14 protein-coding genes are annotated in these 14,977 nt (G+C 42.9%); 6 read left to right on the top strand and 8 right to left on the bottom strand.

Features of this window, described 5'->3' with window-relative positions:
* Positions 1–790: 790 nt before the first annotated feature.
* Positions 791–994: a cold-shock protein gene (locus QNI08_RS05215; protein ID WP_285766384.1), complete on the top strand. Its 204-nt coding sequence runs from the start codon at positions 791–793 to the stop codon at positions 992–994.
* A gap of 333 nt (positions 995–1,327) precedes the next feature.
* On the opposite strand, the gene QNI08_RS05210 is transcribed toward QNI08_RS05215, so the two are convergent.
* The 3 genes from QNI08_RS05210 to QNI08_RS05200 are packed head-to-tail and all read right to left on the bottom strand — an operon-like array spanning position 1,328 to position 4,536.
* On the bottom strand, positions 1,328–3,283 hold the full coding sequence (locus QNI08_RS05210; RefSeq protein ID WP_285766383.1) for a DUF6449 domain-containing protein: 1,956 nt from the start codon (positions 3,281–3,283) through the stop codon (positions 1,328–1,330).
* The gene (locus QNI08_RS05205) at positions 3,258–4,157 is read right to left on the bottom strand and encodes an ABC transporter ATP-binding protein (RefSeq protein ID WP_285766382.1); all 900 of its coding nucleotides are present in this window, start codon (positions 4,155–4,157) and stop codon (positions 3,258–3,260) included. Before QNI08_RS05205 ends, QNI08_RS05210 begins: the two co-directional genes overlap by 26 nt.
* The gene (locus tag QNI08_RS05200) at positions 4,132–4,536 is read right to left on the bottom strand and encodes a GntR family transcriptional regulator (RefSeq protein WP_285766381.1); all 405 of its coding nucleotides are present in this window, start codon (positions 4,534–4,536) and stop codon (positions 4,132–4,134) included. The genes QNI08_RS05205 and QNI08_RS05200 overlap by 26 nt, the downstream gene beginning before the upstream one ends.
* 191 nt (positions 4,537–4,727) lie before the next feature.
* On the opposite strand from QNI08_RS05200, the gene QNI08_RS05195 reads away from it, so the two are divergent.
* Complete coding sequence (locus QNI08_RS05195; RefSeq protein ID WP_285766380.1) at positions 4,728–5,144, top strand: organic hydroperoxide resistance protein; 417 nt, start codon at positions 4,728–4,730, stop codon at positions 5,142–5,144.
* Positions 5,145–5,199: 55 nt separating this feature from the next.
* On the opposite strand, the gene QNI08_RS05190 is transcribed toward QNI08_RS05195, so the two are convergent.
* Complete coding sequence (locus QNI08_RS05190; protein ID WP_285766379.1) at positions 5,200–6,504, bottom strand: MFS transporter; 1,305 nt, start codon at positions 6,502–6,504, stop codon at positions 5,200–5,202.
* Between the two features lie 218 nt (positions 6,505–6,722).
* On the opposite strand from QNI08_RS05190, the gene QNI08_RS05185 reads away from it, so the two are divergent.
* Positions 6,723–7,544, top strand: coding sequence for a glycerophosphodiester phosphodiesterase (locus QNI08_RS05185; protein ID WP_285766378.1), 822 nt, complete (start codon positions 6,723–6,725; stop codon positions 7,542–7,544).
* A 275-nt stretch (positions 7,545–7,819) separates the two neighbouring features.
* Here QNI08_RS05185 and QNI08_RS05180 read toward each other — a convergent pair whose 3' ends face one another.
* Entirely contained in the window at positions 7,820–8,278 is a 459-nt protein-coding gene (locus tag QNI08_RS05180) for a transporter (protein WP_285766377.1), read from the bottom strand.
* Between the two features lie 296 nt (positions 8,279–8,574).
* On the opposite strand from QNI08_RS05180, the gene QNI08_RS05175 reads away from it, so the two are divergent.
* A complete protein-coding gene (locus QNI08_RS05175; protein ID WP_285766376.1) occupies positions 8,575–8,862 on the top strand; it encodes a hypothetical protein in 288 nt (95 codons plus the stop codon).
* A gap of 27 nt (positions 8,863–8,889) precedes the next feature.
* The gene (gene yidC, locus QNI08_RS05170; RefSeq protein WP_285766375.1) at positions 8,890–9,675 is read left to right on the top strand and encodes a membrane protein insertase YidC; all 786 of its coding nucleotides are present in this window, start codon (positions 8,890–8,892) and stop codon (positions 9,673–9,675) included.
* A 120-nt stretch (positions 9,676–9,795) separates the two neighbouring features.
* Here the strand turns inward: yidC and cphA are convergent, their stop codons facing one another.
* Positions 9,796–12,417 (bottom strand): cyanophycin synthetase, encoded by a 2,622-nt coding sequence (cphA, locus tag QNI08_RS05165; protein WP_285766374.1) that lies wholly within the window; start codon positions 12,415–12,417, stop codon positions 9,796–9,798.
* Positions 12,414–13,229 (bottom strand): cyanophycinase, encoded by an 816-nt coding sequence (locus QNI08_RS05160; protein WP_285766373.1) that lies wholly within the window; start codon positions 13,227–13,229, stop codon positions 12,414–12,416. Before QNI08_RS05160 ends, cphA begins: the two co-directional genes overlap by 4 nt.
* Positions 13,230–13,399: 170 nt before the next feature.
* On the opposite strand from QNI08_RS05160, the gene QNI08_RS05155 reads away from it, so the two are divergent.
* Positions 13,400–13,822, top strand: coding sequence for a pyridoxamine 5'-phosphate oxidase family protein (locus QNI08_RS05155; protein ID WP_285766372.1), 423 nt, complete (start codon positions 13,400–13,402; stop codon positions 13,820–13,822).
* Between the two features lie 80 nt (positions 13,823–13,902).
* Here the strand turns inward: QNI08_RS05155 and QNI08_RS05150 are convergent, their stop codons facing one another.
* A complete protein-coding gene (locus QNI08_RS05150) occupies positions 13,903–14,943 on the bottom strand; it encodes a M42 family metallopeptidase (RefSeq protein ID WP_285766371.1) in 1,041 nt (346 codons plus the stop codon).
* Between the last annotated feature and the right edge of the window lie 34 nt (positions 14,944–14,977).

The following is a 14,977-nucleotide window of genomic DNA, read 5'->3' as shown; positions in this document are numbered from 1 at the left end:
CTTTCGTTAGTGGAGTCCTTAATGATTTATAAGTGATCTGATTGTATTTTCACATTGGAATGGCAACCTTTCTTTGTATGTAAAACTCTGATCATACACGAGATATGTTCGAAGAATATATCATAAGGCCAAGGCCTTGGCCACGTAGCGTTCATTTCAATCAACCTTACTATTTTAACACGATATGAAGGAAAGATGTAGAGGTGAATGAATCATTGGATGAGGATTTGTTCGGAAGGCAAAACAAAAGACGCCCGATCAGCGCCCCTTTTAACCATTTCTATGGTTTTAAGATTTATCTCGCGGTTTTCATCGCTTTTTGGTTTCGTTTATTTTTCCAGCGCTTCTTGACCTCTTTGAATATGATTGGCGCAGCAAAAATGATGGCTCTTTTTAGAAGTTTTTTCATTATTCATCAGTCCTTTCTTCCTTAACCTTTACCCGCTTGCTTCCTGATGGAAACGTATTTGAGCTATTCTTTTTTTTTGAAACTGCGGCATTGGGTACCTTTTTATCCTTCAAGTTATGGCCGGCCATGGACATTGGCGTTATTTCGTTGTTATATTAATTCCCTTAAAAAGGGTATAAAATACTTCAATTTGTTTTATCCTTATTAAAGCAGGGTATACATTAAAAACCTGTAGAAATATATCCAGCGGAAATTTCCTGGGCCATTTACCTATTATCAAGCATCTTAACAGAGGATTTTTGATAATGTGTGAAATGGATTCTTCCGCCCAAGGAAAAATCCTCACCATTAATTTTTTACATTTTTAGGAGGATTCAACGAATGACAGTAACTGGAAAGGTGAAATGGTTCAATAGCGACAAAGGGTTTGGTTTCATTGAAGTCCCGAATGAGGATGATGTATTCGTACATTTTTCTGCAATTCAGGGTGATGGTTTCAAAACGCTTGATGAAGGACAAGAAGTCGAATTCGAGATTGAAGAAGGCAGCCGAGGGCCTCAAGCGATAAACGTCGTAAAACTGTAATGTATGGAAACAACAACATAGGTCAAATGCAAGAAGAGGATGCCGCCCTTTATTGGGCGCATCCTCTCAGACTGTAGACAAACTCGATAAGAATCGAGTTTGTCTATTTTTTTGGGTTATACAATATGGCCGTTGGTTTCCTCTCCAGGCACTCGCTTTCCGCGGGCGGTCCGGGAGACTCCTCGGCTTTCAGCCTCCGGTGTCTCCTGTGACTCGCACTTCCCGCAGGAGTCTCGTACCTTACGTTCCAACCAACTTTGTTTTACCTTTTTTTTTGGAACAGCTTAAGCGTTAGTTCCTTCTCGAATAACTTTCGGTTCCTTAGCCCTTCTTTCAGTTGAAATGATTCAAGATGAAATCGGGAACATGTTCACCGGAAAAACTCTTGATATCGACCTCTTTGCTAGCTTTATAATGAAAAGCTGCTACGTACTCCCCGTTCCAACCAACTTGAGCATTATCGATGAGCGAATCGATTTCTGACGGGGTGTTTATTTTCAGATTATTCGGATTTTGTTCGATTTGTTGGGCGATCTCCTCTGCTGAAAATGAATTGACAATTTCTGATTCTGGTTTGGCGATCATGACAACAGAGATGTCGCTAGCCATTAGCCGAGCTTCTTCCGATCTCCCAGTTTGTTCCATCCATTTTGAAAACTGAGTGAAAGAGGAGTCCCAATTCATATAAATGATTTTGTTTTTTCCCAAATAAATATCAATCGTAGCAAAATCGCCGATAGAATTCGTCATTTGAGCGAAGGATTGATCATTGAGGTCCTCGGACAGAGCCTGGAAGGCTTCTTGGAGCTGAGGTCCGTCATTGATCGTTACGGATTTATCGACCTGCCCGCTCGCTTTTATTGTTATTTTAGAAACATCTTTAGCTGTCACATTCAACAATTCATTCACCATTTTTTTATATTCACTCGACTCATAAATCTTGGCCAATAGCTGCAGGTACGATCCGTAATTTTGCAAATGGTACTCTCTCGCTAATCGTTTTCCATCCTTGAGTTGATACATGATGAATACGGAGTGGCCGTCATTCCATTCACCAACGGAAACCGTATTTCCCTTTTCGATGATTTGCTGATGCAATAACGTGATCGCTTCCACGTTTTCCTTCTCTTTAAGGAATGTTGGGCCGATATGCGTGATTTCATCTTCAAAATACAAAGGGGAATTGCCAATATAAATTTGGCTGATTTCCTTTTTGTCAGGTATGTTGGACTCATACTGAATCGGATCTATTTTCAATATGAGCGCAAGCGAAAGGATAATCATCGTAAATACTAAATAACCTTTCCATTTAAACTTGATTCGCCAAGTCTTCTGCAGGACGATTTCCCCTATATAATACCCTAATAAAGAGCCGATCACGTATCCGAAGAAAATCCAGCCCATTTTCCCTGTCGTTTCACTAAAATAAAATCCTGAAAACAGCAGCATGCATGTCGTCAAGCCAAATTTGAATAATGGCTTGATCCACGGGAAAACAAAGGCCTGCGAAACATGCTCCATCTTCCTTCTGTGATAAATCACTAACGATAGGGACAAAAAAAGCAAGGTCAACAATGCAAAGAATAATGTTTGAGAGGAGAAAAATGTGATATTCTCCATCTCTGTTGCAGCCAATAAAGGCGAAATTCCATTCAGGTTGGCGTTTAAATAATAATCTGCGGAAAATCCTGTTAATAAAAACTTCAAATTTGCTGTAAACAACACAAATAGGCCCACAGGCAGTGCCAAGAATATATAAGTGAGCAAGCCTTGCAAAGCCGATAACCCCGTTATCATCCCTATAAAAACGGCAACAGAAAAAATGACCGATTCCAAAATAAAAGTGATTCCCATCCAGGACCAAATATCAGCCAGCGTATAAAGTCTTTCGATATCAATGGCAGATTGAAACAAGATTAAAATTGAACCAGTACATATTATGGGCAAGGCTAAGAACGAAAGCCCCATCCCCACCATATGAATAAAAACGGTACGCCTGGTGATGGGTAAACTATGGATAAAGTCCGATGCTTGTTTAATCTGCAAAAAACGGAAGAGAAAGATAGCAAGTAAGACTGGAATGACGATGACCAAGACAAATTGAATCATTTGCTGACTGGAAAAAAGGTTTTCGAATTCCACATAATGATTTTCATTCAAAATAAGAGTCAATATTTCCAACGGCAGGGCAAACATGAGGCCAATGGTGTAGAGAAAGCCAATCCAGCCAGTGCTCCTGAAAATATAGATAATCAGTTCCCTATTAAGCCAGGTTATTCTGGATGACATAACCTATATCCCCCATTTCATAAATGAATATCTCCTCTAAGGTAAGGGGGAGCATATCCAAAATGTCAGGTTGAAACTGATTGAAATGCGCCTTGATACTCGTTTCTTTTCCTTTAACGATGCAGACGATCACACTTCCTTGCCTTTGTTTGTCAAGGATTTGGATTCCGCGGTAAATCCCGTGAGGAATTTTATGTTTAAAAGCAATTTGGACTTTGTGTACATCCGCCTTCAAATCAGCCAGATCCTTTTGGATGACAAGCTCACCATTATGCAAGATTCCTACATGATCGGCCAAATCTTCTATTTCCCGGAGATTATGGGAGGAAATCAAGATCGTCATATCCCTTTCCGCCACATCCTGAACCAATAGCTGCCTCACATTTTTACGCATGACCGGATCAAGGCCATCAAAAGGTTCGTCCAATATCAGGACTTCAGGCATCGTAGAAAGGGCGAGCCAAAAAGCAACCTGTCTTTGCATCCCCTTCGAAAGTTTATGTATTTTATACTGGAGGGGAATCGGAAATATTTCCTGTAACTGATAGAAGCGTTCTTCATCCCACTTCCCATATACACAGCTGTAAAAAACGGCCATCTGCAAAATCGTATAGTTTGCCAAGAAATAAGGCGTATCAGGTAGAAAGAAACAACGGTTTTTCACTTCACGGTTTTCGAATACAGGTGATCGATCAATCAGTACCTCGCCGGCATCCTGAACCAGATTGCCAGATAGCATTTTTAACAGAGTCGTTTTCCCTGCCCCATTGGAACCTAGCAAACCAAAAATGGTACCTTTTCCGATAGTCAAGGAGCAGCTCTTGATTGCCTCCTTCCCTTCATATAATTTACTCACCTGCTTTATTTCGATCATGGGCTCCCTCCTTTGCCAATGGACTGATATCCTTTACCAATCGATGGATTTCATGTTTCTCGATCCCGATATACATGGCTTCAGCAAGCACCTTTTCAAGCTCGTTCCTGATTTTCGCTTCTTTCAAGGAATTCTTGATGGATCTTGGAGGGGCGACGAAATTCCCTTTGCCTGGCACTGTATAGATATATCCGTCAGATTCAAGCTGTTTGTAGGCTTTCTGAATGGTATTTGGATTGATGGTCAATTCCTGGGCCAATATCCGAATCGACGGAAGTTGATTATGTTCCTGTAACACCTCATGAATCATTAGTTCCTTGAACTTGTCCATCAATTGCTCATATAGGGGTTTCCGGCTTTGGACATCCAACTCAATCATCAGCAGCCTCCCTCTTATAGTGGTGTATTACACGTTCTCATACAGTTCATTATAAAACATTATCTTCCAATTTAAAACCATTTTTCCATTACCCACTGGGTCTGATATTCATAAATTCCCATTGTTTTTGTTTAATCTGACGGATAGTGGGGAACTAATGGTAGTAACAATCAAAAAAGGAGATGTTTTCTTTGAAACCATTATATACAGCTACAGTTACCGTACATGGAGGACGCGAGGGACATGTTAAGTCAGAGGATGGGATCCTCGACTTCGATGTCAGGTCACCTAAGGAGCTAGGCGGTTCCGGTGAGAAGGCAACGAATCCTGAACAATTATTTGCAGCTGGCTATGCTGCCTGTTTTGATAGCGCCTTGAATCTTGTTCTGCAAAAGGAAAAGAAAAAAGTCGATACTTCCGTTACATCAAATGTCACAATCGGTAAAGATGAGGAAGATGGGGGCTTTAAATTGGCAGTAAGGCTGGATATTTCCATCCCTGACCTGAGCAAGGAAGAAGCTCAAGACTTTGTCAAAAAGGCTCACGCGACCTGCCCGTACTCAAAAGCGACACGCGGGAATGTCGACGTTACCCTTATTTTGGTATAAGCTCTGAATACAGAAGGAGGGAATGCCCCCGGTTAAAAGGGGACATTCCCTCTTTTCATCTGACCACTTCCATTTTTTTTAATTTAAACAAAAAGACCAGCCCCAATACAGCCATGATGATCAATGACCCCAATGCCAGCCTGCTCGCCAACGTTCCCAAGTCATGAAAAACCAACGTAATCGTCCCATATAATAAGGGCCCAATTATGGAAGAAACCTTTCCTGAGAATGCAAATAATCCAAAAAACTGGCCTCTCTTCTTCTCAGGTGTCAGTTCAATGATATACGTCCTTGATGTCACCCACATCGCACCAAGAGAAACGCCAAACATACTCCCAGCAATCCAAAACCAAAGAGCGGTTTGTGCGAATACCGCGATCAATAATGCGGCCAATAGCAACAGCCCCACATATGTCACGGCAAGCCGAGGTCCCTTGGACTGCGTGATATATCCAAAAAGGAACGATCCGGCGATACTCGATATGGTCGATACCAAGTAGAGCAAAATGAACCCGCTTGACGAAAATCCCACCACTGTCTTGGCATATACAGCCATCATTCCAATCGTTGTCGCAATGGCGTCGTTTAAAAAGAAATAGGCGATCATGAAAGTGAAAATAGAGCGATAAGATCTCATCTCCTTGAATGTTGCCGTGATTTCCTTATATCCGGATATGAACGGTTGTTTCGCTATTTGCGGTTTTGGCGTCTCCTTCACGAAAAAGAACAAGGGAAGGGAAAAAACGAGAAATAAAACCGCGGTGGGCATGAAGGCTTCATGTGAGCTTCCTTTACTGATGAATGGATAGATGGACAGCCCCACAAGCGTTCCCATGTAGCCAACGGCCACCCCAAATCCTGATATAAGCGGCATTTGCTGTTTTGTACCTAAATCGCTCATCATCGTATCATAGAAAACGAGGCTGGAATGATAAAAAAATTTAGCGATGACAAATAATAAAATGACGATTGCCAAGGAAGTCGGAATGCCAAGAAACAACGAATCAAATGATAATCCCCCAAAAACTCCCATAAAAAAAGTGCTCAAAACGGAAATGAGCGTGAAAATCACAATATATTTTTTCATCTTTCCGGTCCGATCGATCATGACGCCAAACAGCGGTGAAAACAAAACAAGAAATAAACTGGCCATTGCATTTGCGTAGGAAATGAAGGTACTGGCAATCTGGTCGAGAACGGCGTTATCCCCTATTTGCTCCTGAAGGAAAAACGGAAAGAAAATCGTATTGATATTAGAAGAAAATATCGTATTGGCAAAATCGTATAAGGCCCAAGAGAGAACCGGAACCGAAAAATATAATCCAAGATTCCCTTTCCACTTTTCAGGTTTGAGTTTCATCTGCTTCCCCCCTTATTATTCTTTTATATGTATTCCATAACTTGCCAATAAATCCTTTTCGTTCTATGGCATTGGATAATATCCCTGCAGAAAATACCTGCTTTTCCCGTACAAAGTAGGTAAAATGACGAAGATGGTCAAACTTATTTTATTTTCTGTAGCACTTGGGTAAAGGATAACGGGGAAGTTTATTTTTCTTACTAAAAGGAGTGTCAAAGGTGATTGGATTTTTCTTGATAATAGTGTTGATCATACTTTTTCTCGTTTACTTTAAGCTGAACGGTTCGAAGGATCCTTGCCATGAGAACTCCCATTTTCAGCCTGCCCCCCTCAAAATTGGACATCGCGGTGCTGCCGGATATTGTCCTGAAAATACAATCGCTTCTTATGAGAAGGCGATCGAATTGGGAGCTGACGTGCTTGAGGTGGATATTCATCTCAGTAAGGATGATGTACTTGTGGTTCATCATGATCCCACGCTGAATCGGACGACAAGCGGTAAAGGAAACGTCCGTGATTACACAGCTGACGAATTAAAGAAATTGGATGCCGGGAGCTGGTATCATTCTCGTTTCAAAAACGAGCGGATTCCTTTATTGAGTGAAGTATTGGAAAGATTCCAGTCAGAAGCTGGTTTCTTGATCGAAATAAAACATCCATCACTCTATCCCGGCATTGAAGCAAGGCTTGCAGAAGAGCTAAGGAAGTTCACCGAAATTACCTCGGTTCATACTCCGGTCATGGTTCATTCATTCGATGCGGAATCCATGAAAAGATTTCACCTGCTGATGCCGGATATTCAAGTCGGAGTATTGATAAAGCGAAAGATCGATGACGAAGCATTAAAGGAAATAGCAAAGTTTGCTGCATTTTTAAATCCAAAGCAAACGATCCTGAATCCAAAGCTTCAGCTGCGTATCCAAAAACATGGGATGAAAGTATTTACTTGGACAGTCAACAATAAACAACGGCTGCGTTTATTCGAGAAGATGAAGGTGGATGGCATCATTTCCGATTTCCCCGATTATTTCTCGGATTGAAACACTTGAAGGAATCAACCTATCCATTGTTCGGTTAGTAAACAAAAGGTTACGGAAACGCCCTCCGTAACCTTTTTTGATTTCAGATTAAAATTGTTGCCCAATGCCTAGAATTGGTTTCCCTCTACGTGAGCCCGCGGAAAGGAGAGGGCAAGGGGTGCAATGGAATGCTCATCCTACAGACCTTTCGATAAAAAACAAACACCTCGTAAACGTCTAACACTTTCGGAGCCATTCGCTTACCTTACACATGCCGCCCGATGCGGTATGTTTTACTAAAAGCATTGAAAGGCCTGTATTTCACTTGCATCGGTTCCATAATAAGACCATCTCTGCTGACTATTTCTCCATCGGTAGCCCGCAACGGAATTATAGCCTACATACGTGGGGTAAAACCAAAACGAGCGGCCATTTCTTAACCACACATAAGTATTTTGATAAAGGCACCCTTTCATTGAACCTGGATCTATGGCATTAAGCATCCCTCCAGTAAGCTTTGGAGTGAATAAAGGCGGCGCCATATATGGCGGTCCCCCTCCCCCCTGTGGCGGTTTTGGCTGCCCTCCGCCATGATATGATTCAGACGGACCAGGGGGGCCAGGCATCCTTTTCTCCCATTTGTCCCCAACTGGATATGAGTACTTTTCGTTGTGCTGCGGGTGTACATCCTGATAAACATCATTTCCAGATTGGTCATAGTGTTGATGCTGCTCGAACGAATCGTACGGTTTCATCCATCTTCACCTCATGATTGAACTTCTTTTTATTCTTATGTAGTTGAATGATTGTATGTGCAAGGGGAGCCTCCAATCATTCATACTTCTGGAATATCCATGTGACTTTCTCATCAACTTCATCGGAGTGAAAAAATTCCCTGTTTATTTTTTGAAAATATCCCTATATTTTTTGACATCATTGCATTAGAATTTGATATAGTGTTCTTAATGAATTACACTCAGTATGACCAGATTAAAATTTAACGGTCAGCTATTACGACATTTTCTTATCCTAGAAAAAACGAGGGATTCCTATGTGGGAATTATTATTAGAATTCGATTATCAAACCGTTCGTCATGCGGTATGGGCAGGTTACTTGTTGACCTTTGTCTTTCCACTGGCGGCGTTTTACTTCTTAAATAAAAAACAAGCTCACTTGAATGATAAATATCAAGCTTCCGCCCACTCCAATCAAAGTAAATCCCCTGTCAATATAGGCAGCTCGTTTGATTGGCGCGGTGCACAGCGCTTTTTCACATTTATCCGGCAGAAGGATTCACCTGATGATTCCGATGAGCCAAGCCTCCTACTCATTGTTTAAATAATAACAATTCGAGGAGGAATTATTTTGAAGAAGAAAAGCGCGTTACTCATTTCGGTACTGATCCTGGCAACGGTTCTTTTGTCTGGCTGTTCTGCAGCTGCAAGCGGGCCATTCCATACAGGTCTGGTCAATCCTATGACAAAAATGCTTGAATTCAATGCAAATTTATTCGATGGTAACTATGGATTGAGCATCATCATGATGACCTTTTTCATCCGTCTTGTCCTGCTTCCGTTGACTGCCAAGCAATATAAAACACAGCTCAGCATGAAAACGAAGATGAATGGGCTAAAACCTGAAATGACAGCCATTCAACAAAAAATAAAAGAAACGAAAGACCCGGCTAAACAAAAGGAGCTGCAGCAGGAAATGATGCAGCTTTACCAAAAGCACGGAGTCAATCCGTTAAACATGGGCTGTCTGCCACTTTTAATTCAAATGCCGATCTTGATGGGCTTTTATTATGCAATAAAAGGATCCCATGAAATTGCTACACATAACTTCCTTTGGTTCAGCCTTGGCCAGCCGAATATTGCCATGGCGATTATCGCTGGTGTCATCTATTATTTCCAATCGGTCATTTCCATGAGACAAATGCCCGAGGAACAGCAGAAACAAATGAAGCTGATGAGCCTGCTCTCGCCAGTGATGATTTTGTTCATTTCTTTTTCCGCCCCTGCCGCCTTGCCATTATATTGGTCAATCGGCGGATTATTCATGATCGCTCAGACGATTGTCCTGCAACGCGTTTATAAAAAAGACCATGTCAATGTCCCTGCCGGGAACAAGACGGTCATCAAAAAAAGCTGATCCACGGAAAACCGTACCCTCGAGCGGCCGCTCAAGTATAAGCTGTTTTGCGGGGTACGTTTCCCTATAATCAGCGTAAATAAAAGAACGTGCACTCCGCAGGGCGAAGTGCACGTTCTTTTATTTTTTTGATAAGCGATTGCTGGAAACTCTTTGAAAAAACTGCTCTACATATTCGAAATCCGTGTAGAAGAAAAGTAACAGGTCCCCAGGCTTTGAAGCCTCCCAAGCGTTCACGAATGCATCCAACTCATTCAGAACTACCTTGGCCCTATCTTTCTGCAGCCCTGCTTTTACGGCCGCTTCTTGAAGCAGCTCGGCTACTTCATACTGCTTCCTTCCCCGTAAATCATCGTCTTCCTTAATGATGAAAAGATCCGAATGCACGGCCGCCACCTTGGCAAGCCTGATAAGCTCTTCATCAACACGATCTCCAGGGCCGGCCAAAACGGTAATCAGCCGATTTCTGTGGTAGGCATTCACCGTTTCGTATATGGCCTTCAATCCCGCTTCATTATGGGCATAGTCGATGATGATCGTTCGCTCGTTCAATTTCTTTAGGTTAAAGCGTCCTTTTGACAAGTTGGCATCTGGCATAAATGTGACAGCCTTCTTTCGTAGCACTTCCATGGAAACTCCTTGTGAATGGGCTGCAGCCAGTGCCTGAAGCAAATTGGCGATATTATGTCGGGCCATCCCTGAAATCGTGATCGGAATCAAGGAGCATTCCATGAACGGCTGCGTGACACCAGCTGATGAATGAAAAATCATGCCTTGTCCATTAACGAACCAAACCGTTTGTCCGCGCTTAATCGCTTCCTCCACAATTGGCTGCTTAGCGTCCGTCGAAGTATAAATGACTTCCCCATCGGTATATGCTTCCATTGCGGCCACCTTGGGATCATCGGCATTCAGGATACAATACCCCGTCTTCAGAACGACTTCGGCTATCAGTCGTTTTAATTTCACAAGATCCTCCATCGTATCCATTCCATCACTGCCAAGGTGGTCTTCACTCACATTCGTAATGACTCCCACATCACATTGGCGAAAGGCCAGGCCTTCACGCAATATTCCTCCTCGTGCCGTCTCCAAAACCGCTGCGTCCACTTCCGGATGGGCCAAAACCATCCTTGCACTGATAGGGCCGCTGCAATCACCTTGATCCAATACCTCTTCCCCTATATAAACGCCATCGGAATTCGTCATACCAACCTTGGTTTTATCAGTTGAAAGGAAATAATGGATCATTCTTGTGGTCGTCGTTTTTCCATTCGTTCCCGTCACTGCGATGATCGGTATGGCTGCATCTTCCCTGGACGGGAATAAATAATCGATAATCGCTTTGCCTACATCCCTTTTTTCCCCTTCACTCGGGTAATGATGCATCCGGATTCCCGGGGCGGCATTCACTTCAATGATCGCCGTCCGTGAATGATCGAGCGGCATTGAAATATCCTCACAAATAAAATCGATTCCGGCAATATCCAATCCAATCGCCTTTGCAGCTCCAATCGCCATCTTCTTAATGGTGGGATGCACCTGTTCCGTTACATCAATCGCTTTACCGCCAGTCGAGAGATTCGCGTTGCCGGCAACTTGGACCAGCTCCCCTTGCTTTGGGATCGAATCAAGTGTCCGATTCGTTTTTTCCAAGTAGCATGTCACGGTATGTGTCAACGGAATTTTAGACATTGGCTTTTCATGTCCTTCGCCCCGCAAGGGATTACCGTTTTCCTTTTCTATCAATCTGCGTATCGTTTCTTTTCCGTTTCCAATTACATATGGCGGAAGCCTGAGACTGGTCGCAATAAGCTTTCCATTAACGATGAGCATACGATAATCATGGCCTTCAATATGCCGTTCGACGATATACTTCTTTACATACGCTTCCAGACAATTGATGACATTGAAAAGTTCATCCTTATTCTTGATATGGGTGATGACACCCTGTCCCTGCCTCCCGTTATAAGGTTTTATGACGAGCGGAAAACCAATCCTGTCTGCCGCGTCGAATATGCCCTCGATCGAGTCTGCCATTACCCCTTCAGGAACCGGCAGGCCGCATCCTTGCAAGATCGATTTGGTTAAAGATTTGTCACAAGCATTTTCGACGGCTATATTCGAAGTTTGGCTTGAAATGGTCGCCTGGACATACTTCTGCCTTGAACCAGTTCCTAATCTCAGTAAACTATCATCGCCAATTCGCTCGACAGGGATGTTCTTTTCCTGTGCTGCCTTAAATATCGCTTCTGTACTTGGTCCCAATTTATTTTGATAATATAGATCCTCTATTTGTTTTACATAGACTTGGACATCTATCTCTTCGTCTTCATTCAGGATGGCTTCCGCGATTTCCTTTGCAGCCAAGAAAGCTTGAAGACCCGATTGGGGCTCTTTGTAGTCAAAGGTGACCTGATAATGTCCCTTCTTTCCCATCATGATCGTTTTTCCGCGGATGACATCAATTCCTGCCAAGTTTTGAAGCTCGATCGCCATATGCTCCAAAATATGACCCATCCACGTACCTCGGTGCAGCCTCTCGGCAAAGCCTCCCTTATACCCTTTGGAGCAAGTATGGCACCCGATATTCGGGAGCGTTTCCAACAATTTTTCATTGAATCCTGGAATCGTATCGGAAGGTCTTTCTTCCAGTCCCTCCAAATCCAATTCAATGCAGATCGTCGGTGTATATGCAAAATAATTGGGTCCTTTTAAGTAACGGACTCGATTGATTATCATGGTTGGATCCCCTTTTTCATCAACATTTTCCTGGTTGCCAGGTCAAAACGATAGCCCCTTGTAAGTGCATGAAGGCAGAATCCCGAAAGAGTCAGCTCTTCACTTCCATTTTCGGAGGTCGTGACATGGATATAATCACTTTCACTGCCATCAAGCACCAAGACTTCATGTTGCCCGAAGACTTCAAAAAGCCCGTCCTTAACTAAAATGGCGGTATTTTCATCAATGCCGATCCCAAGCAACTCCTTGTTTACCGCTATGGCACTTAAAAGGCGGTCGAAGCGTCCGCGCTGGGAAAAATGCTGATCGATCAGCAAACCATCAAGGAAGCCGAAACCGATTCCAATCTCGACCTTTAACTTATCATCATTGAGCATCGTGTCGGCAGCGACAATCATATGCTTACCAATGATGGAGGCACCCGCACTTGTCCCGGCTATCACCATTCCTTGGTGCCATGCCTTGGAAAGGGCTTTGTGAAACTTGGATTGCCCGATCCGTTCAGACAGGCGGCTCTGGTTGCCTCCAGTTATGAAAAGGGCGGAAAGAGATTTCAGCTGTCCGCAAATGAAGGGATCATCTGCATCCTCCCTCGAATCCAGCTTGATCACTTCCACCCTGTCTACTCCTAATGCACTAAAGATCTTGATATACTGATTGCTCATCTCTTCAGGAATTTCACTTGCAGTAGGCAGTATCCCAATCCCGCCATCGGAACGACGGAGAGCAAGCTCGACAAATTTATTCAACACTTCACCTTCAAGGCACTTATCCTCGGCACCGCCAATGATAAGCAATTCACCACAATTCATTCTTTATACTCACCCTTACTTCATTAATTACTCTTTTCAAAACACATAATGACTAGTATGGCATCTTGAGTCAATATTCATTCATTAAATTGGCAAACTGCAGAATTTTGTTTAACTTAATGAAAAAAGAGGAAAAGTATTAGAGTAAAAAATAAAAGGAGTGTGCGAAGATGAGCCAAAGCCAATTAAAAGAAAAAGTATTGAATATCCTCAGTGATTCCAAGACAGGAGTTTTATCATCTGTAGAAAATAACAAACCACATTCACGCTATATGACATTTTTTAACGACGATTTGACTTTATACACACCATCGAGTTCCGAAACTGAAAAAATTGATGAAATCGAAAAAAACCCTAATGTCCATATCCTGATCGGCTATGAAAATGAAGGGTTAGGGGATTCTTACTTAGAAATTTCAGGCACATCGAAAGTGAGCGATTCACAGGAACTGAAAGATAAATTATGGAATGAGTCATTTGAACATTGGTTTGAAGGGCCGAATGATCCCAACTATATCATTTTGCAAATCAAGCCTGAAAGCATCCGATTGATGAATAACAATGGCGAGCCGCCTCAAGAACTATCCTTATAAAATGGAATAATCTTCACCGATTTATTTTGGCCACCTAAAAACCCCACACTCTTATCCACGGAGTGCGGGGTTTTTAATGTTTACATCATTTCTGATTCCACATAATGCAAAATCAGGTTGGCCGTATGTTTTAATGATGAAAGGTGAGTCCGCTCAAAGGCATGGGATGCATCGATGCCCGGTCCAATCAAGCCGTGGACGACATCATGGCCGGCGCGGATTGCAGCGGAAGCATCAGAACCATAATAAGGATATATATCGACACGGTAGTCGATCGCATTTGCCTGGGCAAGTGCGACAAGATACTGGCGCAATCGATAATGATATGGACCTGAAGAATCTTTTGCGCAAATTGAAACACTGAATTCATCCGTCGCTTGTCCATCACCGATCGCTCCCATATCGACCGCCAGATATTCAACTGTCTGCTCAGGGATATTGGAATTACCGCCATAACCGATTTCTTCGTTGTTTGATATCAGGAAATGGGTCGTGCAGGCCAATTTTATTTTGTGCTCAGAAATGAGGTCAACGATATGAAGCAGGATGCCGACGCTTGCTTTATCATCCAGATGCCTTGATTTCAAAAATCCTGATTCTGTGACTTCCACTCTTGGGTCGAAGGAAACAAAATCACCAACGGAAATCCCCATCGCTTCCATTTCCGCTTTCGTTTTCACGACAGCATCTACCCGGACTTCCATTGTCTCCTCATCGCGCTTGGCATCCCCGGCATTTTTATAAACGTGTACGGAGGTTTGATTGATCAATATCGTCCCTGTGATGATTGTCCCGTCAGCCGTATGGATTTTACAATATTCCCCCTCCACTGAATTCCAGCGGAAGCCGCCAATCAGCGTCAATTTAAGGCGGCCATTCGGCTTGATTTCCTTAACCATCGCTCCCAACGTATCGACATGTGCCGTCAACAAGCGATGTCTGCTGTCATCCTCGCCCTTTATGGAGGCAAGTAATGCCCCTTTATTGGTGATCTCGAATGGAACCTTCCTTTTTTCCATGAATTCGGCCGCGTATTTGATCGCTTCCTCCGTATACCCGGAGGGGCTTGGTATCGTCACTAACTCTTTTATGTATGATACGATTTCTTTTTCGTTGATCATGTATATCTCTCCCTTCCTATATATTATAGCTTTC

The sequence above is a fragment of the Peribacillus folii genome (assembly GCF_030271255.1).
Classification (GTDB): Bacteria; Bacillota; Bacilli; order Bacillales; family DSM-1321; genus Peribacillus.
Note: the sequence above shows the minus strand (reverse complement) of the source record. Positions and strands in the feature narration are given on the sequence as shown.